Origin of the sequence: Nocardioides marmorisolisilvae (assembly GCF_003725775.1) — a bacterium.
Taxonomy (GTDB): domain Bacteria; phylum Actinomycetota; class Actinomycetes; order Propionibacteriales; family Nocardioidaceae; genus Marmoricola; species Marmoricola marmorisolisilvae.
The window spans coordinates 345,856-362,900 of the sequence record NZ_RJSG01000001.1; the positions used below are offsets into that span (position 1 = coordinate 345,856).

19 protein-coding genes and 1 tRNA gene are annotated in these 17,045 nt (G+C 69.3%); 7 read left to right on the forward strand and 13 right to left on the reverse strand.

Going from position 1 to position 17,045, the window contains the following annotated elements:
* Nucleotides 1–82 precede the first annotated feature (82 nt).
* Both EFL95_RS01775 and EFL95_RS01780 read left to right on the forward strand, forming a co-directional pair.
* Nucleotides 83–994, forward strand: a complete 912-nt coding sequence (locus tag EFL95_RS01775) for a choline kinase family protein (RefSeq protein ID WP_123232336.1) — start codon at nt 83–85, stop codon at nt 992–994.
* On the forward strand, nt 987–3,404 hold the full coding sequence (locus tag EFL95_RS01780; RefSeq protein WP_123232337.1) for a GcvT family protein: 2,418 nt from the start codon (nt 987–989) through the stop codon (nt 3,402–3,404). The genes EFL95_RS01775 and EFL95_RS01780 overlap by 8 nt, the downstream gene beginning before the upstream one ends.
* Here EFL95_RS01780 and EFL95_RS01785 read toward each other — a convergent pair.
* On the reverse strand, nt 3,357–4,190 hold the full coding sequence (locus tag EFL95_RS01785) for a COG4705 family protein (protein WP_123232338.1): 834 nt from the start codon (nt 4,188–4,190) through the stop codon (nt 3,357–3,359). The two genes, EFL95_RS01780 and EFL95_RS01785, sit on opposite strands and share 48 nt — an antisense overlap.
* Nucleotides 4,191–4,241: 51 nt before the next feature.
* A complete protein-coding gene (locus EFL95_RS01790) occupies nt 4,242–4,928 on the reverse strand; it encodes a class I SAM-dependent methyltransferase (RefSeq protein ID WP_183406975.1) in 687 nt (228 codons plus the stop codon).
* A 57-nt stretch (nt 4,929–4,985) separates the two neighbouring features.
* Between EFL95_RS01790 and EFL95_RS01795 the strand changes: the two genes are divergently transcribed.
* A complete protein-coding gene (locus tag EFL95_RS01795) occupies nt 4,986–5,438 on the forward strand; it encodes a DUF2231 domain-containing protein (protein WP_221176286.1) in 453 nt (150 codons plus the stop codon).
* Between the two features lie 5 nt (nt 5,439–5,443).
* Here the strand turns inward: EFL95_RS01795 and EFL95_RS01800 are convergent, their stop codons facing one another.
* A complete protein-coding gene (locus EFL95_RS01800) occupies nt 5,444–6,298 on the reverse strand; it encodes an SGNH/GDSL hydrolase family protein (RefSeq protein WP_123232340.1) in 855 nt (284 codons plus the stop codon).
* An 80-nt stretch (nt 6,299–6,378) separates the two neighbouring features.
* Nucleotides 6,379–6,459: transfer RNA gene (locus EFL95_RS01805), tRNA-Tyr, on the reverse strand.
* 94 nt (nt 6,460–6,553) lie between these two features.
* On the opposite strand from EFL95_RS01805, the gene EFL95_RS01810 reads away from it, so the two are divergent.
* Nucleotides 6,554–7,042, forward strand: coding sequence for a YajQ family cyclic di-GMP-binding protein (locus tag EFL95_RS01810; protein WP_123232341.1), 489 nt, complete (start codon nt 6,554–6,556; stop codon nt 7,040–7,042).
* A gap of 20 nt (nt 7,043–7,062) precedes the next feature.
* Here the strand turns inward: EFL95_RS01810 and EFL95_RS01815 are convergent, their stop codons facing one another.
* The 5 genes from EFL95_RS01815 to EFL95_RS01835 form a co-directional block, all read right to left on the reverse strand.
* Entirely contained in the window at nt 7,063–7,914 is an 852-nt protein-coding gene (locus EFL95_RS01815; protein WP_123232342.1) for a ZIP family metal transporter, read from the reverse strand.
* A 68-nt stretch (nt 7,915–7,982) separates the two neighbouring features.
* Entirely contained in the window at nt 7,983–8,171 is a 189-nt protein-coding gene (locus EFL95_RS01820; RefSeq protein ID WP_123232343.1) for a hypothetical protein, read from the reverse strand.
* Nucleotides 8,172–8,260: 89 nt separating this feature from the next.
* Nucleotides 8,261–9,280, reverse strand: a complete 1,020-nt coding sequence (locus tag EFL95_RS01825; protein WP_123232344.1) for a phosphatase PAP2 family protein — start codon at nt 9,278–9,280, stop codon at nt 8,261–8,263.
* Nucleotides 9,281–9,373: 93 nt separating this feature from the next.
* Complete coding sequence (locus tag EFL95_RS01830) at nt 9,374–11,038, reverse strand: MFS transporter (RefSeq protein ID WP_123232345.1); 1,665 nt, start codon at nt 11,036–11,038, stop codon at nt 9,374–9,376.
* Between the two features lie 45 nt (nt 11,039–11,083).
* On the reverse strand, nt 11,084–12,109 hold the full coding sequence (locus tag EFL95_RS01835; protein WP_246004746.1) for an LLM class flavin-dependent oxidoreductase: 1,026 nt from the start codon (nt 12,107–12,109) through the stop codon (nt 11,084–11,086).
* Nucleotides 12,110–12,142: 33 nt separating this feature from the next.
* Between EFL95_RS01835 and EFL95_RS01840 the strand changes: the two genes are divergently transcribed.
* From EFL95_RS01840 to EFL95_RS01850, 3 genes are all read left to right on the forward strand, one after another.
* Complete coding sequence (locus tag EFL95_RS01840; RefSeq protein WP_123232346.1) at nt 12,143–12,607, forward strand: SRPBCC domain-containing protein; 465 nt, start codon at nt 12,143–12,145, stop codon at nt 12,605–12,607.
* A 44-nt stretch (nt 12,608–12,651) separates the two neighbouring features.
* Nucleotides 12,652–13,119 (forward strand): nucleotidyltransferase domain-containing protein, encoded by a 468-nt coding sequence (locus EFL95_RS01845; protein ID WP_123232347.1) that lies wholly within the window; start codon nt 12,652–12,654, stop codon nt 13,117–13,119.
* Between the two features lie 85 nt (nt 13,120–13,204).
* On the forward strand, nt 13,205–13,438 hold the full coding sequence (locus EFL95_RS01850; protein WP_484213807.1) for a HepT-like ribonuclease domain-containing protein: 234 nt from the start codon (nt 13,205–13,207) through the stop codon (nt 13,436–13,438).
* Here the strand turns inward: EFL95_RS01850 and EFL95_RS01855 are convergent.
* From EFL95_RS01855 to EFL95_RS01870, 4 genes are read right to left on the reverse strand one after another with little or no spacing between them, the layout of a single operon-like run.
* Nucleotides 13,435–14,382 (reverse strand): sulfate/molybdate ABC transporter ATP-binding protein, encoded by a 948-nt coding sequence (locus tag EFL95_RS01855; protein WP_123232349.1) that lies wholly within the window; start codon nt 14,380–14,382, stop codon nt 13,435–13,437. The two genes, EFL95_RS01850 and EFL95_RS01855, sit on opposite strands and share 4 nt — an antisense overlap.
* Before the next feature lie 10 nt (nt 14,383–14,392).
* A complete protein-coding gene (locus EFL95_RS01860) occupies nt 14,393–15,202 on the reverse strand; it encodes a sulfate ABC transporter permease subunit (RefSeq protein ID WP_246004747.1) in 810 nt (269 codons plus the stop codon).
* The gene (gene cysT / locus EFL95_RS01865) at nt 15,195–15,995 is read right to left on the reverse strand and encodes a sulfate ABC transporter permease subunit CysT (protein ID WP_123232350.1); all 801 of its coding nucleotides are present in this window, start codon (nt 15,993–15,995) and stop codon (nt 15,195–15,197) included. Before cysT ends, EFL95_RS01860 begins: the two co-directional genes overlap by 8 nt.
* Nucleotides 15,992–17,035 carry a sulfate ABC transporter substrate-binding protein gene (locus tag EFL95_RS01870; protein ID WP_123232351.1) on the reverse strand — a complete coding sequence of 348 codons (1,044 nt, stop codon included), beginning with the start codon at nt 17,033–17,035 and terminating at the stop codon, nt 15,992–15,994. Before EFL95_RS01870 ends, cysT begins: the two co-directional genes overlap by 4 nt.
* Nucleotides 17,036–17,045 lie beyond the last annotated feature (10 nt).

Genomic DNA, 17,045 nt, shown 5'->3' on the forward strand with positions numbered 1-17,045 from the left:
CAGGTGTGGTCCGAGTCACACTATGCTGACAATGGCATGACCTTAGACCTTTAACAAGCACCTCGACGGAAAGGACGGTCGCGTGGCGGATCTCCCCCTCGACCGTCTGGCCGTCCTGGCGGGCAGGTCGTTCACGGTCACCGATCTGCCCGGCGGACTGACCAACGTGAACGTCCGGGTGCAGAGCACCGACGAGGTCGACCCGCCGCTCGACCTGGTCGTCCGCTGCTCCGGCAACGACCCCGGTCTGCTCGACATCGACCGCGACGCCGAGCACCGCAACACCGCCGCGGCGGCCGAGGCCGGGGTCGGCGCTCCGGTGCTGGAGTACCGCGAGGACCTGCACATGCTGGCCATCGGGTTCCTGCCCGGGCACGCGCTGGTCGACGCCGACTTCTCCGACACCGACGTGCTCACCCGCGCGGCGACGGCGGTGCGGGCCCTGCACGAAGGTCCGCGCTTCGTGAACGACTTCGACATGTTCGCCCGCCAGGCCGGCTACCTGGCGACCATCAAGGAGCGCGGCTACCGGCTGCCCTCGTCGTACGACGCCTACGCCGAGGACTGGACCGAGGTGCAACTCGCGCTGGCCGCCCAGCCCCGGCCGACGGTGCCGTGCAACAACGACCTGCTCGCCGCGAACTTCATCGACGACGGCACCAAGGTCTGGCTGATCGACTACGAGTACTCCGGCAACAACGACGCCTGCTTCGAGCTCGGCAACACCGCCAACGAGTGCCAGTTCAGCGCCGAGCTCACCGAGGCGTGGACCGAGGCGTACTTCGGCGACCCGACCCCGGCCGATCGCGCCCGCGTACGGTTGCAGGCGCTGTGCAGCGCCTACGGCTGGTCGTTGTGGGGCTTCATCCAGTCCGCGACCAGCGACCTCGACTTCGACTTCTGGTCCTGGGGGCTCGAGCGCTTCGAGCGGGCCGCGGCCACGTTCGAGGACCCGTCCTTCGACCGTCTTCTCGGAGAGGTCGTCGATGGCTGAGCTTCCCCAGCGCGCGCAGGTCGTCATCGTCGGCGGCGGCGTGATCGGCACCAGCGTCGCGTACCACCTGACGAAGCTCGGCTGGACCGACGTGCTGCTGCTCGAGCAGGGCCGGCTCTCCTCCGGCACCACCTGGCACGCCGCCGGTCTGGTCGGCCAGCTCCGCGCCTCGGAGAGCGGGACCCGGCTGGTGCAGTACTCGACCGCGCTCTACGAGCGGCTCGAGGCGGAGACCGGACTGTCCACCGGGTACCGGCGCTGCGGCGGGGTCACGGTCGCGCGCAGCCAGGACCGGATGACCCAGCTGCGCCGGACCGCGGCCAACGCCGACGCCTACGGGCTCGACTGCGAGCTGCTCACCCCGGCACAGGCGCTGGACCGGTTCCCGGTGATCGCGACCGAGGACCTCGCCGGGGCGATCTGGCTCCCCGACGACGGCCGCGCCGACCCGACCGACCTGACCCAGGCGCTGGCCAAGGGCGCCCGGATGGGTGGCGCCACCATCGTCGAGAAGGTCCGGGTGCTCGACGTCCTGGTCACCGATGGCACCGCGGTCGGCGTACGGACGGACCAGGGCGACGTCGAGGCCGAGGTCGTCGTGAACTGCGCCGGGCAGTGGGCCAAGCAGGTCGGCGCGATGGCCGGCGTCAACGTGCCGCTGCACTCCGCGGAGCACTTCTACGTCGTCACCGAGCCGTTCGCCGGGATCGTGCCGGGGCTGCCGATCCTGCGCGACCCCGACGGCTACACCTACTTCAAGGAGGAGACCGGCGGCCTGGTGGTCGGCGGTTTCGAGCCCGAGGCGAAGCCGTGGGTCTCCCCGGACGAGATCCCCTACCCCTTCGAGTTCCAGCTGCTCGAGGAGGACTGGGAGCACTTCTCGTTCCTCATGGACCAGGCGATCCTGCGCATCCCCGTGCTGGCGGAGACCGGCGTCCGGAAGTTCTACAACGGACCGGAGAGCTTCACCCCGGACAACCAGTTCCTGCTCGGTGCGGCCCCCGAGGTGCGCAACTTCTACGTCGGCGCGGGCTTCAACTCGGTCGGCATCGCCAGTGCCGGCGGGGCCGGCCGTGCGCTGGCCGAGTGGATCGTGGGCGGCGAGGCGCCGAGCGACCTGACCGCCGTCGACATCCGACGCTTCGCCCCGTTCAACGGCGACAACGGCTGGCTGCGCGAGCGGGTCGGCGAGGTCCTCGGACTCCACTACGAGATCCCGTGGCCCAACCGGGAGATGTCCTCGGCCCGGCCGCTGCGCACCTCCCCGGCGTACGACGCGACGGCGGGGGCGGGCGCGGTCTTCGGCACCAAGATGGGCTGGGAGCGACCGCTGGTGTTCGCCCCCTCCGATGCCATCCCAGCCCTCGGCTACACCTGGGGCAAGCCGGTCTGGCTGGAGTGGTCGAGCGCCGAGCACCGCAACACCCGCGAGAACGTCACCGTCTTCGACCAGACCTCGTTCTCCAAGTACCGCGTCACCGGTCCCGACGCCGAGGCCGCCCTGCAGTGGCTGTGCACCGGCGACGTCGCGGTCGAGCCCGGTCGCACCGTCTACACCGGGATCCTCAACTCACGTGGCACCTACGAGTCCGACGTGACCGTGACCCGGATCAGCGCGGAGGAGTACTTCGTCGTCAGCAGCGCAGCCACCACCGAGCGCGACCAGGACCACGTGCGCCGCAACCTTCCCGCCGGATCGAGGACGGTCATCGCCGACGTGACCGACGACTACGCCGTCTTCGGGGTGATGGGGCCGCGGTCGCGCGACCTGCTCTCCCGCCTGACCGAGGCCGACCTGGTCGACTTCCCGTTCGGCACCAGCCGCGAGATCACCCTGGCCGGTACGACGCTGCGCGCCACCCGGATCACCTACGTCGGCGAGCTCGGCTGGGAGCTGTACGTGCCGTCAGCCGTGGCGTCCGACGTGTACGACGCGTTGATGAAGCACGGTGCCGGCCTCGGGGTGATGCCCGGCGGCTACTACGCGATCGACTCCCTACGACTCGAGAAGGGGTACCGGGCGTTCCCGCGTGACATCAACCCGGACCTCAACCCGTTGGAGGCGGGCTTGCTGTTCACCTGCAAGCTCGGCACCGACCTCGACTTCCTCGGCCGGGCCGCTCTGGGGAGGGCCCGGACCGAGGGAGCCCGAAGGAGACTCGTCTCCTTCGCGTTGGAGGACCCAGACCCCATGCTCTGGGGTGGCGAACTGGTCCTCCGCGAGGGCCGTCCCGCAGGCCAGGTCACCTCGGCCGCCTGGGGTGCGACCGTTGGTGCGGCCGTGGGGCTGGCGCTGCTCTGGGACTTCGAGGACGGCGAGTTCGAGGTGAACGTCGGCGGACGGATCTACCCGATCAGGACGTCACGACGGCCGCTCGTCGATCCCGACGGCGTCGCCGTCAAGCAGTAGGTCGATCTCGGCCTCGTCGAGGTGGCTCTTGTGGGCCGCGTGGGCGCCCTCCTCGTCGCTGTGGGTCAGCGTCAGGTAGGTGACGAAGCCGGCGAAGAGCAGCAGGCCGAGTCCGGTGACCACGCCGTCGCCCCAGTTCAGGCCACCGGCGTGCGGCGGCTTGCCGAGGTAGTCGGCGACCGACGCGCCCAGCGGGCGGGTCAGCACGTAGGAACCCCAGAAGGCGACGGTGGCGTCCAGACCGCGGCGCCACAGGACCAGCGGCACCAGAATGGCCACTCCGAAGAGCACGATCGACCAGTCGAAGCCCAGGCCGATGTTGATCGCGGTGGTGTCACCGAGCGCCGTACCGAGCCCGAAGGTGAGCAGCACGGTGCCCCAGTAGAAGCGCTCGCGACGGGCGGTGGTGATCGAGTGCACCGACAGGGTGCCCTCGCTGCGCTTCCACCAGGTCAGCAGACCGCAGAGCGCGAGGAAGTAGAGGACCGAGTCGACGTAGTACGGCGTCCCGAGGGCGACGTGCGGGCCGTCCGCGATCATCGTGCCGAACAGCGCGACCATCAGCACCGTCACCCAGTAGCGCACCGGGTGGTACGTCTCCGCCTTCAGCTGGTACCGCAGCGCGAGGAAGAAGCCGCCGATGCCGACCAGTGCGGCCAGCGGGATGCTGACCGTGCCCAGGAAGTCGGCACCGGACTCACCGATCGCGGTCGTGAGCAGCTTGACCACCCAGAAGAGCAGGAAGACCTCAGGCACCTTCGGCGCGCGGAACACTCGAGACGTCATGGTCGCCGACCGTAGGTGCTGCGACCTGACCGCAACCTGACTGAACGAAACCTAAGAAAGCCTGCGGTAGACCCCGTCGTCCCGGGGTTCGACGCCGATCAGGCGGTCGTCCCGGTCGTACAACGGCGTCGGCAAGCCGCCCTCACCCGCCGAGGCGTACCCGGTGCTCACCACCTCGAACGCAGCCGCCGCCGAGGTGTCGGAGAACCGGAAGTTCGCGTGCCGGATCACCAGCAGCCCACCGGGTCGCACACTCGCGGCCAGCCCGCCGACCGTGCGGTCGAAGTCGGCGAACGCCAGCACCCCGGCACAGCTCGGGGGCGCATCGTTGAGGGCGGCGTGCCGGAACACGGCCAGGGCCAGCACCACGTCGTACGAGGCGTCCGGCGCCTCGCCGCCGCGCGCCACGGTGGTGCGCGCATCCCCGGCGACGCGACGCCGTGCCTTGCGCACCGCCAGCGGGTTGACGTCGACGCCGTGGATGCTCGCGCCCGGGAACGCCGCACGCAGGCTGACCAGCTCCTCACCCGTCGAGCAGCCGAAGGACAGGATCCGCGGAGTCTCGGTCGTGAGTGCGTCGGCGACGGCCCGGAACTCGTCGGGGTACCGGTTCGCCGAGGTCGTCGTGTACGGCTGGAAGAGGTTCTTCGGCTTGGTGATGATCGCAACCGCGGCCTCGCGGCGCTCCCCGCCCACGGCCAGGGCCTTGGCCAGGGTCAGGGCCTCACGGACGCGCACCCGCACAGTCTGGCACCGGTCAGGAGCAAGTCAGGTTCGGTCGGGCATCCTGGGCGCATGTTCGACCTCATCAACGGCATTCCCATCCACCCGCTCGTGGTGCACGCGGTGGTCGTGCTGCTGCCGCTGGCGATCCTCGGCACCATCGCGATCGCGTTCCGCGAGACCTGGCGAAAGGCCTACGGCCACCTGGTGCTGGCCTGCGCAGCCGTCGCCACCGCGCTGATCCCGGTGGCCACCTCGAGCGGCGAGGCGCTGGAGAAGCACGTCGGGGACCCGGGCAAGCACGCCCAGCTCGGCGACCAGCTGATCTGGTTCGCCCTGCCGCTGCTGGCGCTCGACCTGGCGCTCGTCTACCTGACCCGGCGCCCGCCGGCCAAGGGCACCGCGCTCAAAGCCGTCGCTGCGCTGAGCATCGTGGCGGCGGTCGCCGCCGGCGTGCAGGTCTACCGGGTCGGCGACTCAGGGGCGCGCGCCGCCTGGGGTGACCAGGTCTCCTCGCACGGCTGAGGTCGTCAGGACCTCATCGCCGCGGCCACGATCCGGGCCTGACCGGCGGCGCCGTCCGGACCCGGGTGGATCGGCTGGCCGGACAGCGGCGGCTCGATCCACCGCACGCCGGCGGGCTGGCACACGTCGTGACCGATCGACGGGGCGTAGGTGTCGATGAACCGGGCACCGTGCAGCGCAGCCTGCTGCGCCAGCATCGTGTTGATGTGCTTCTCCACCCCGTTCATGTACGCCGTGTCGCCGGTCGTGAGCGGCATCTTGGCGTAGCACCGTCCGGACTGCGGAAGGATGTCGAGGTAGCCGACGACGTAGAGGACGGCGTGCGGCGAGCGCTGGTGAATGGCGTCGAGGGCAGCACCGATCGCGGGCGCATCCGCCTCGATGAGCCGGTCGAACCGGTCGCCGTACTTCTGCTTGCAGGGCGCCCCGAGGTCGAGCAGGGCCACCGGCGCGAACGCACCGCAGGCGGCGATCGCCCCGGCGAACAGGAAGCTGTCGTTGCCACCCATCCCGAGGGTGACCACCGACTCGGTCCCGTTGAGCGCGTCGAGCTGCGGGGCCACTCCCGGGTACTGGGACTTGGTCAGGTTGCCGGTCGTGGCGCCCCCACAAGTGACGTCGGTGAGCGAGAGCCCGAGATCAGCGGCGACGAGCTTCGGGTAGTTGCGGGCGGACTGGAGGCAGAACGGGTAGCTGCCCTTGGCCAGCGGCCCGACGCCGGAGTCGGCGGAGTAGGAGTCACCGAGTGCGACGTACCGGCCGCCCGGGCTGACCTCCGCGGCGGCGTGCTGCGGCGCGAGCAGAACCGCCGCGAGCAGTGCCGCGGCGAGCAGCGAGGTCCCGGTCCGACTCCTGGTCATCGCCCGTTTCTACCGCATCGGCCGGAAACGCACGAGACCCCCACCGTGGTGGGGGTCCGGCGACTGGAGACCTGTTCCAGTGGCAGGTAGAGGATTCGAACCTCTGAAGCTTTCGCGACGGATTTACAGTCCGCTCCCATTGGCCGCTCGGGCAACCTGCCAGGGTCTGCCACCCGCCCGTTAGGGTGAGCAGCGCAGCCGAGGATAGCGCAGCACCGGCGGTAGGGATAAATCGCACCAGGAGGTAGCAGGACCATGGCCGACTCATCGTTCGACATCGTGAGCAAGCTCGACCGCCAGGAAGTCGACAACGCCCTCTCCCAGGCCGCCAAGGAGCTGGCTCAGCGCTACGACTTCAAGGGCACCGGGGCCGAGATCAAGTGGTCCGGCGACGTCATCGAGATCTCTGCCAGTGCCGACGACCGCGCCAACGCGGTCCTCGACGTCTTCAAGGAGAAGCTGATCAAGCGGCAGCAGTCGCTGAAGGTCCTGGACCCGGGCGAGGTCCGCCAGTCCGGCCGCGAGTCGAAGATCACCGTCGCCCTCAAGGAGGGCATCAGCTCCGAGGACGCCAAGAAGGTCGGCAAGCTGATCCGCGACGAGGGGCCCAAGGGCGTCAAGGTGCAGATCCAGGGCGACGAGCTCCGGGTCTCCTCCAAGAGCCGCGACGACCTGCAGGCCGTCCAGGCGCTGGTCAAGGGCGAGGACCTCGACTTCCCGGTGCAGTTCGTCAACTACCGCTGACACAGCCTGATCCAGGCGGGTCAGGCGCCGCCGATCGTCACGATCGCGTCGGTGGCGAACCCGGCCACCATGCCGACCAGGATGCCCAGGGCCAGCACGTCCATGCGACGGGCGCGAGAGGCGACTCCGAGCAGCTGGCAGACGACGTACACGATCGAGCCCGCAGCCAGGGTCAGGAACACGACGCTGACCGGATCACTCGTGAACCCGTGGCCGATCCAGGTACCGACGAAGGTCGGACCGCCGCCGATCAGCGCCATCGTGAGCAGGAAGCCCCACGACGCCCGCTCTCCCGCGGCGGCCAGCGGAGCCACGATGCCGAAGCCCTCGGTCGCGTTGTGCAGCGCGAAGCCGACCACCAGGACGGTGGCGAGCGCGACCTCGTCGCGGGCCGCGGACTGACCGATCGCCAGCCCCTCCGCGAAGTTGTGCAGGCCGATCCCGACCGCGATGAGGAGCGCCAGGCGCCGGCCAGCGGACCAGCTCGCGATTCCGCTCGCGGGGAGGCTCTCCTTCACCGACGCAGCACCAGGTCCGACCTCGGGTGCCGACCCTGCCTTGGTGTGCAGGTAGCGGTCGTAACCGACGAGGCCGAGGAGACCGACCGTCAGGCCACCGACGAAAAGAGCGCCGTAGCCGAACACCGGTCCCATCCCGCCGGTGTCCTCGTGCACCGCGGCAAGCCGTGCGTCGAGAGGCTCCCAGGCGCCTGAGAGCACGTCCCAGACGAGGAACAGCAGCACGCCGATCGCGATCGCGTTGAGGAACAGCTGGAGGACCGGTCGGTTACCACGCATCCGGCCCACAGGCATGCCGAGGAGGATGGTGATGCCGGCGATCGTGCCCAGCAGCAGCGTGGTGCCCAAGTTCATGTCGGTGTCCTTCAAGCTCTCATAGGAAAGGCAAGCCTAACCTGCTTCGATGCCACGCCGACCCGGTCTCAGGAGTCGTGGAGGTCGATGAGAACCAGGGCGAGCACGAGGATGAGGACGCCCAGCGGGAACTCGTCCACGAAGGGCTGGAGGAGGATGGCTACGCTGGCGAGGACTGCGGGAATCCAGGCGACGTTCCAGAACCGTCGGGACGGCGGTTCCGACCCGATCCGCGAGTCGCGTTTCGGTCTGCCCATCGCTGCACGCTAGGTGGAGCAGGTTGAACAGAACCTGACAACGGCCGCGCCCAGCGATGACCGAGGCAGTTGCGCGGGCACAGCTCCGCTCAGAGCAAACCCGGCTTCGCGGTCGGCCTGGTTCGAACTCCGATGGTCAAGGGACCGAGGATCCAGGCCAAGCCAGCGATGACGAGACCGGCCGGGAGGTCCACGAAGAAGTGCCAACCGAGGTAGACGGTGGCGATCATCGTGCCGACCAGGTAGACGGAGAGCGCGATCACCGTCCTCCGCAGGCGGTGCCACCACGCGAGCCCGATGATCGTCGCCGTCACGCCGACGTGCAGGCTGGCGAACGCCGAGACCTGGGCGAACGCGTCGTGGGTACCCGGGTGAGCGAGCAGCTGTGCACGCTCGGCCAGGTAGGTCCGCTGGGTGCGCTGCGCCGTCATGGTTGGCAGTGAGGCGAAGTCCTGCGGCGCTTCGTGGAACGGTCCGAGGGAGGGAATCAGGTAGTAGGTCCCGGTCCCGAGGATCCAGACCCAGCACAGCGACGCGATCCCGACGTACGCATCGCGCGTCCTGCGCGCGAGCGCAACAGCAGCGGGGAACGCCAGGATCGCCAGCAGCGCGAACGACGAGTACCAGAGCATGATGGCGTGCGCCGAGCTCCCGACGCCGAGCAGGTGGTGCAGCAGGACGGCCGGCGAGTGGCCACCGAAGATCCAGCGATCCCAGCTCTCGAGCATCGCGTCCCGCGGCTTGTTGAAGGCGTCCCAGCTCTTCAGGTTGTGGTACGTGACGTCGTAGGCCAGGAGCGCCACCGCAGCTGCCGCCAGGCGCCGAGCATCCCAGCGGCGCCGGATCGAGGCCAGCACGCTGCGCAGATCGCTTCGTCTGCGAGCCCGGATGACACCGTCGGCGACGACGAAGAGCACGAAGACTCCGACGGTCAGTGCCAGCCGCCCCCGGAAGTACTCACCGCGAGGATCACGGAACGGGACACCCACCACTGCCGATCGCGCGATCCCGACGGCCACGAAGGTGAGGACCAGCGCCCAGAGCCGTGCGGCTGGACCGAAATACCCGCGACTGACTCGCTCGGGAGATTCGACGACGGTGCTGGTCACCTGCGGAGGTTAGGTGCACAACCTTGAACGTGTGCTGACAGAGGTCGCCAGGCCCCCCAGATTCTGGGGCAACGCGAGGGCAGGTACGAGGAGCTACCGCTGATCCGCGGTCACGCTCGGGCAGGCCGTTCCCCGCGGGACGGCGTACGGGGTGGAGATGCGGTAGCGGCCGGCAGCCGGCGCCCGCAGCACCGCCCAGTCGTCGGAGGTGCTCAGGCACCCGTCGACGTTGACCGGGAACGACCCCTCGGTCGGCGCTGACGGCGCACTGATCACCGAGCCGTCCTCGTCGAGCAGCGCCAACCACGGCGAGGAGAGCACCCGGAGCCGGTAGTCCCCCGGCTTCGGTACGTCGACCACGATCTCGCCGGCGCCGAACTGCACGACCTTCGCGTTTCCACTGATCAGCGGAGTCGGGTCCTGCACGGCGTACAAGCGGCCGAACGACCCGGACCACACGAGCTTCAGGTACGACAGACCGCCGCGGATCAGGTTCGCCTCGTCGACGGCGGCCGGGTCGGGTTCGGTGGTCGGCAGGAACACGAAGCCGACCGCCCAGCGGTCGAGCCAAGCCCGGTACGCGGTCGAGTCCAGCGGCACGTCGCCGTAGAACAGCGGGTTCCGGCCGGCGTCCGCCTGGCGGTTCCAGCCCCGGGCGAGGTTCACGTACGGCGCCAGCGCGGAGGCCTCGCGGTGGCTGCGCGAAGGAACGACCTCGACGCGAGCGAGCTCGGCGTGCCGGTCGAGCAGCTGGCGGACCAGTGGCTGCACCTCGTGGGACCAGGTGGAGGCCGATCGGGTGTTGACCACGTCCGCGGTCGCGATCCCGGCCTGCCAGACCGTCGAGATCAGCACGGCGACCACCGCCGCGTAGGTGACGCGACGGGTCACGGCGAGGTGCTCGGCCGCGACCGCGACGAGCACGACGCCCCCGAAGATCAGGGCCAAGCGAGCCACGTTGCTGCCGATCTGCGAGGGGATCAGCAGCACCGCGACGACGCCGAGGGCGTAGAACGCGGCGCCCCGTCGGACCACCCGCCAGCTGCGCGGTGGCAGCATCGCGCAGCAGAGGCCGACGAGGATCGGCAGGATCGCCGTGACCGGCTTCATCGGCTGCTCCCCGGAGAACGGGAAGAGCGCCGAGGCGATCAGGATCACCGCGACCGGCGGGATGCCGACCGCGATCGCGGTACCGCGGCGACCGGACAGCCAGAGGGCCGCGGCAACGACCCCGAGAAACAGTCCGGCGACCGGGCTGGACGCGGTGGCCAGAGCGGCGAGCAGCCCGGCCGCCAGCCCGCGCGCGACCGGTCGCCCGGGACGTGTGGCTCCCGGGGCGAAGACGACGGCGACGGCAGCCAGTCCGAAGGCGAGCCCCAGTCCGAACGTCACCCGGCCGGAGAAGGTGTTGCCGGCAATGGCGAAGGCGCCGTAGAGGGCGGGCAGCATCGGGCGGCGGACCGCCTCGGTCCGCGCGAGGATCAGGGCCAGCAGACCGGAGGCGACCACGCCGGCGAGCACCATCGTGGTGCGGACGCCGATCAGGGCCATCACGTACGGGGAGAGCACGCTGTAGGACCCCGGGTGCATGCCGCCGTACCAGGCCAGGTCGTACGCCGAGCCGGGGTGCGCGCGGGCGAACGCGGCCCACGCGTCCTGCGCAGCGAGGTCACCACCACCGTTGGCGATCAGCACCAGCCACACGACGTGCAGCACCGCGGCGGTGGCGAGCGCAGCCACCACAGGCGCCCTTCTCATGGCACCTACGGTCCTCGTTCAAACTGAACTGGGACTGAACAGCAGCTAGCGCCAGGACAGCTCGGGGGCGACGTACTTCAGAATGCTCTCCACCACGTGGGCGTTGTACTCGACGCCCAGCTGGTTCGGCACGGTGAGCAGCAGCGTGTCCGCGGCGGCAATGCCCTCGTCCTCGGCGAGCTGCTTCACCAGCATCTCCGGCTCGGCCGCGAAGCTGCGTCCGAAGATGGCCTGGAAGTTGTCGATCTGTCCGATCTGGTCGCTCGAGCCGCTGTCGCCCCCGAAGTACGCACGGTCCCGGTCGTCGACCAGCGCGAAGATGCTGCGGCTGACCGAGACGCGTGGCTCGCGCTCGTGGCCGGCTTCCTTCCACGCCTCCCGGAAGGCCTCGATCTGCTTGCGCTGCTGGACGTGGAACGGTTCGCCGGTCTCGTCGACCTTGAGGGTGGAGCTCATCAGGTTCATGCCCTGCTCGGCGGTCCAGCGCGCGGTGGCGTCGGACGCGGCGCCCCACCAGATCCGGTCGCGCAGGCCCTCGGAGTGCGGCTCGACGCGGAGCAACCCGGGCGGGTTCGCGAACATCGGGCGCGGGTTCGGCTGCGCGAAGCCCTCGCCCTTGAGCAGCTCGAGGAACACCTCGGTGTGGTGGCGGGCCATCTCGGACTCGGTCTCACCCTCGCCCGGCTGGTAACCGAAGTAGCGCCAGCCGTCGATGACCTGTTCCGGTGACCCCCGGCTGATGCCGAGCTGGAGCCGGCCGCCGGAGATGAGGTCCGCGGCGCCGGCGTCCTCGAGCATGTAGAGCGGGTTCTCGTAGCGCATGTCGATCACGCCGGTCCCGATCTCGATCCGGCTGGTCCGGGCACCGATGGCGGCGAGCAGGGGGAACGGCGAGGCGAGCTGGCGGGCGAAGTGGTGCACCCGGAAGTACGCGCCGTCGCCGCCGAGCTCCTCGACCGCCTCGGCGAGCTCGATCGACTGGGTCAGCACGTCAGCCGCGGACCGCGCCTGCGACCCGGGCGAGGCCGACCAGTGACCGAAGGACAGGAACCCGATCTTCTTCACGCTCACCCCAACGCCTCCCTGCGCACTACTCTTCCCCGCATGGCCCATCCTCGCGCACGGATCGAGATCGACGCGCCTCTGGACACCGTCTGGGCGGTGATGCTCGACGTGGACGCCTACGGCGAGTGGAACCCCTTCCTGTTCAAGGCCGAGTGCGCCAGTCCGCCGAAGCCGGGCGACCCGATCACGCTGCACGTGCGCTGGCCGAACGGCAAGGTCACCACCTCACCCGAGCGCATCCACCTCGTCGAGCACCCGGCCGACGTGGACGGCGTCCGGCGGGCCACCCTCGCCTACGACTACGAGGGTCTGCCGTCCAAGCTCGGCCTGGTGAAGGGCCGCCGCTACCAGCGGCTGACCCAGGAACCGGGCGGACCGACGGTCTACGACACCGTCGAGGAGTTCTCCGGCCCGCTGGTGAAGCTGGCAGGCCCCGCGCGGGTCGAAGCCGGGTTCAAGGTCCACGCCGAGAGCCTGAAGTCACGCGCTGAATCCACAGCCTGAGATCGTGATCGAGGATCAGGTATAGCAATTGCTATAGTCCAGGGATGGAGGGTCTGTCAGAGGTTGCCCGACGGTGTGACGATGCGATCGAGAGCGCCCGGGCGGAGCTCGTCGCCGCGGTCCGCCAGGCCGCCGCGAACGGCATGACCCAGTCCCAGATCGCAGCTCAGATCGGCCGCAGCCAGCCCGAGGTCTCCCGGCTCCTGCACTTCCACGGCAACAGCCCGCGAGCCCTGGCTCTGCGTCGAGTTCGCAGGCAGGTCATCGCGCTGGTCGAGGCCGCGGGCGGGAGCGACGTCCGGGTCTTCGGCTCCGTCGCGTCGGGTGAGGACGGCGAGAACTCGGACATCGATCTGCTGTTCTCCATGGGGCGCCGCCTCAGCCTGATCGACATCAGTCGGCTGGAGCACGACATCACCGTGGCCGTCGGGTACGAGGTGGATCTCATTCCCGATCAAGACCTCATTCCTCCCATCAAGGAGCGGGTGCTCGCAGCGGCCGTAAGCCTGTGAGTCGAAAGCCGGAGGAAGCGTTTGCAGTCGCGCTGTTCACTTCGGCATCGCGTCGGAGCATCTCGCGCAGGACCTGACAGGCCTGATCGTCGTCGACGCCGTCGCCATGAGGATGGCCGCAGGCATCGAGGCGATGAGCAACCTCGACCGGACGTACCTCGAATCACTCTTCAACCGGTGGCCGCACATGTGGGGCATGCGCAACCGCTTGTCGCACGCGTACATCCTCACGGACACAACAACGGTGATCGAGGCCGCCAGGAACGATCTTCCCGGCATCGTGGCCATCATCCGAGCCGAGCTCGACCGACTCGACTAGGCCGAGGTCGGCACCAGCCAGACATCGTTGCCCTCGGCGAGGGCCAGCGAGCGCTGCGTGGCCCGCGTGACGGTCACCTGGATCTCCTCGTGCGCGGCGTCGAGCAGCTCGACCCAGAGCCGCACGTCGAAGCCGACCCGCAGCTCACGGGCGATCCGGGCCGGGATGCCGTTCTCGACCGGGTGCGCGAACACCTCGATGTCGTGCGGGCGCACCAGGGCGCCGTTCAGCTGGGTCGTCGGGCCGAGGAACGACATCACGAAGTCGTTCGAGGGGGCGTCGTACAGCGTGTCCGGGCTGCCGATCTGCTCGATCCGACCCTCGTTGATCACCACGATCTCGTCGGCGACCTCGAGGGCCTCCTCCTGGTCGTGGGTGACGAAGACCGTGGTCACGTGGACCTCGTCGTGCAGCCGGCGCAGCCACTCGCGCAGCTCCTTGCGGACCTTCGCGTCCAGCGCACCGAACGGCTCGTCCAGCAGCAGCACCGACGGCTCGATCGCGAGCGCACGCGCCAACGCCATCCGCTGGCGCTGACCGCCGGAGAGCTGCGAAGGCAGCCGGTCGGCGAACTGGGAGAGGTGCACGAGCCCGAGCAGCTCCTCGACCTTCTCCTTGACCTCGGCCTTGGGGCGCTTGCGGATCTCCAAGCCGAAGGCGACGTTCTTCGCCACCGACATGTGCTTGAACGCGGCGTAGTGCTGGAACACGAAGCCGACGTTGCGCTTCTGCGCCGGCAGGTTCGTGGCCTCGGTGCCCTCGATCACGACCGAGCCGCTGTCGGCGTTCTCCAGCCCCGCGATGATCCGCAGCAGGGTGGACTTGCCGCCACCGCTGGGGCCGAGCAGCGCGGTGAGCTGGCCGGTCGGGATGGACAGGTTGACGTTGTCGAGCGCCACGAAGTCGCCGAAGCGCTTGTTGACGCCAGTGATCTCGATGCTCATGAGCTGGTCCTCACGACTCGTTCTTGGGTCGCAGCACGGCGACGACCACGATGCAGATGACGGAGGCGAACGCGAGCAGGAAGGAGATCGCGTACGCCGTGGGCTGGTCGAAGTTCTGGTACCGCTCCTCGACCACGGTGGTGGCCGTCTGTGTGGAGCCGACGATGTTGCCGGAGACGATCTTCACGGCACCGAACTCACCGATCGACCGGGCCAGGGCGAGGACGACGCCGTAGACGATCGCCCACTTGATGCTCGGAAGCGTGATCCGGCGCAGCACCTGGACCGGGCTGGCGCCGAGGCTGCGCGCCGCCCACTCCTGGTCGTCACCGATCTCCTCGAGCACCGGGACGACCTCGCGAATCACCAGCGGCAGGGCCACGAAGGTGGTCGCCATGATCATGCCGGGCGTGGAGAAGATGATTTTGATCCCGGCATCGGCCAGTCCGGCGCCGAACCACCCGTTGATCGGGTTGTAGACGAGCAGCAGCGACAGGCCGACGACGACCGGCGAGACCGAGAGCGGGACGTCGATGAGGGCCGAGAGCGCCCGCTTGCCCCAGAACTCGTAGCGCACCAGCAGGATCGAGATCGTCACGCCGAAGACGAGGTTGATGAGCACCGAGATCACCGAGACGATCGCGGTCATCTTCAGCGCGTGCACCACGTTCGGGTCGGCGAAGGCGTTGTCCAGCGCGGTGAAGCCGTGGTCGAAGGTGTGCGTGACCACCAGGCCGACCGGCCAGGCGACGAGCATCACCAGGTAGCCGACGACGAGCAGGCGCAGCACCAGACGCAGGGCGGGATGGGTCCTAACCACGGCGCGACACCCGCCTCTGCACCACGTCGAGGGCGACGATCACGACCAGGGCCGCGACCAGCAGCACGACCGCGATGACCGAGGCCGCCGCGGTGTTGTCACCCTCGATGAAGCCGACGATGCGGACCGAGGCGACCTCGGTCTTGAACGGCAGGTTGCCCGAGAGCAGCACGAGGGACCCGTACTCGCTGATCGCCCGGGCGAAGGACAGGCCCGCGCCAGCGGCGATCGCCGGCACCAGGCTCGGCAGGATCACCCGGCGGAACGTGGTGAAGCCGTTGGCGCCCAGCGACGACGCCGCTTCCTCCACGTCCTTGTCGAGCTCCTCCAGCACCGGCTGCACGGTCCGCACGATGAACGGCAGCGTCACGAAGGCGAGCGCCAGGAACACAGCGTTCCTGGTGTTGGCCTCGTTGACGCCGAACGGGCTCTGCGGTCCGTACAGGGACAGCAGCACCAGACCGGCGACGATCGTGGGCAGGGCGAACGGGAGATCGATGATCACGTCGAGGATCGCTGCCCCGGGAAAGCGCTCCCGGACCAGGACCCACGCGATGACCGTGCCCATGACGACGTTGAGCACCGTGACGAGCAGCGAGTCGCCGATCGTCAGGCGCAACGCCGCCTGGGTCTGCGGATTGGACAGGGTGTGGGTGAAACCCGACCAGCCGCCGGCCGTGGACTTCACCACGACGGCGGCCAGCGGGATCAGCACCAGCAGGCTGAACCACGTCAGCGAGATGCCGAGGGCCAGGCCGCTCCCCCGTCCGAGGGAGTTGACCTTGCGACTCATCCGGTCTTGCCGGTCGCTTCCTGGATCTTCGGGACGATGCCGCCGTCGTCGAAGAACTTCTTCTGGGCGGCCGGCCAGCCGCCGAAGTCCTTCTCGATGGTCAGCAGCTTCGCCGGGGTCGGGAACGGGTTCGACGGGTCGTTGGCACCCTGGACGTCGGTCTTGATGCCGTCGACCACCGGGCGGTAGCCGGACTTGGCGAAGTCGGTCTGCGCCTCGTCACTCCACAGGAACTTCAGGAAGTCCTGAGCCGCGGCCGGGGCCTTCTTGGTGACCGCGGCCGGGGTCTCGATGAGCAGGGTCTGGTCCGGGACGATGTAGTCGACGTCCTGGTTGTTCTGCTTGGCCAGGATCGCCTCGTTCTCGTAGGAGATCAGGGCGTCACCGTTGCCGCTGGTGAACGAGGTCAGCGCGTCGCGGGCCGAGCCCGGCAGCGCCACCGCGTGCTTGAAGTACTGGGTCAGGTACGCCTCGGCGTCGGCCTCGGAACCGCCCTGGGCGAGCACGTGCCCGTACGCCGCCAGGGTGTTCCAGCGCGCACCGCCGGAGGAGGCGGGGTTCGGCGTCACGATGCCGACGCCCTTCTTGATCAGGTCGTCCCAGCCGGTGATGTGCTTCGGGTTGCCCTTGCGGACCACGATCACGACGACCGAGTCGGCGACGATGCCCTTGTGGGCGTCGGCGTTCCAGTCGGAGGCCACCAGGCCGGCGTCGACCAGGCGGGTGACGTCACCCTCGAGGGAGAAGTTCACGAAGTCGGCGGGCTGGCCACCGGCCACCGCGCGGCTCTGGTCGCCGGACGGGCCGTAGGACTCCTTGAAGGTCACGCCCTTGCCCTCGGAGGTGTTCTTGAAGGCGGCCTCGATCGACTTGAACGCCGCCGACGGGGTCGAGTAGGCGACGAGGTTGATCGTGGAGCCCGAGCCGCCCCCGGAGCTGGAGCCGCAGCCCGTCAGCGCGACGGCACCAACGGTGAGGGCGGCGGCCAGCGCCACCCATCGGCGGCGGGACCCCGTGGGTCGGGACGTGTTCTCGGGCATGACGACTCCT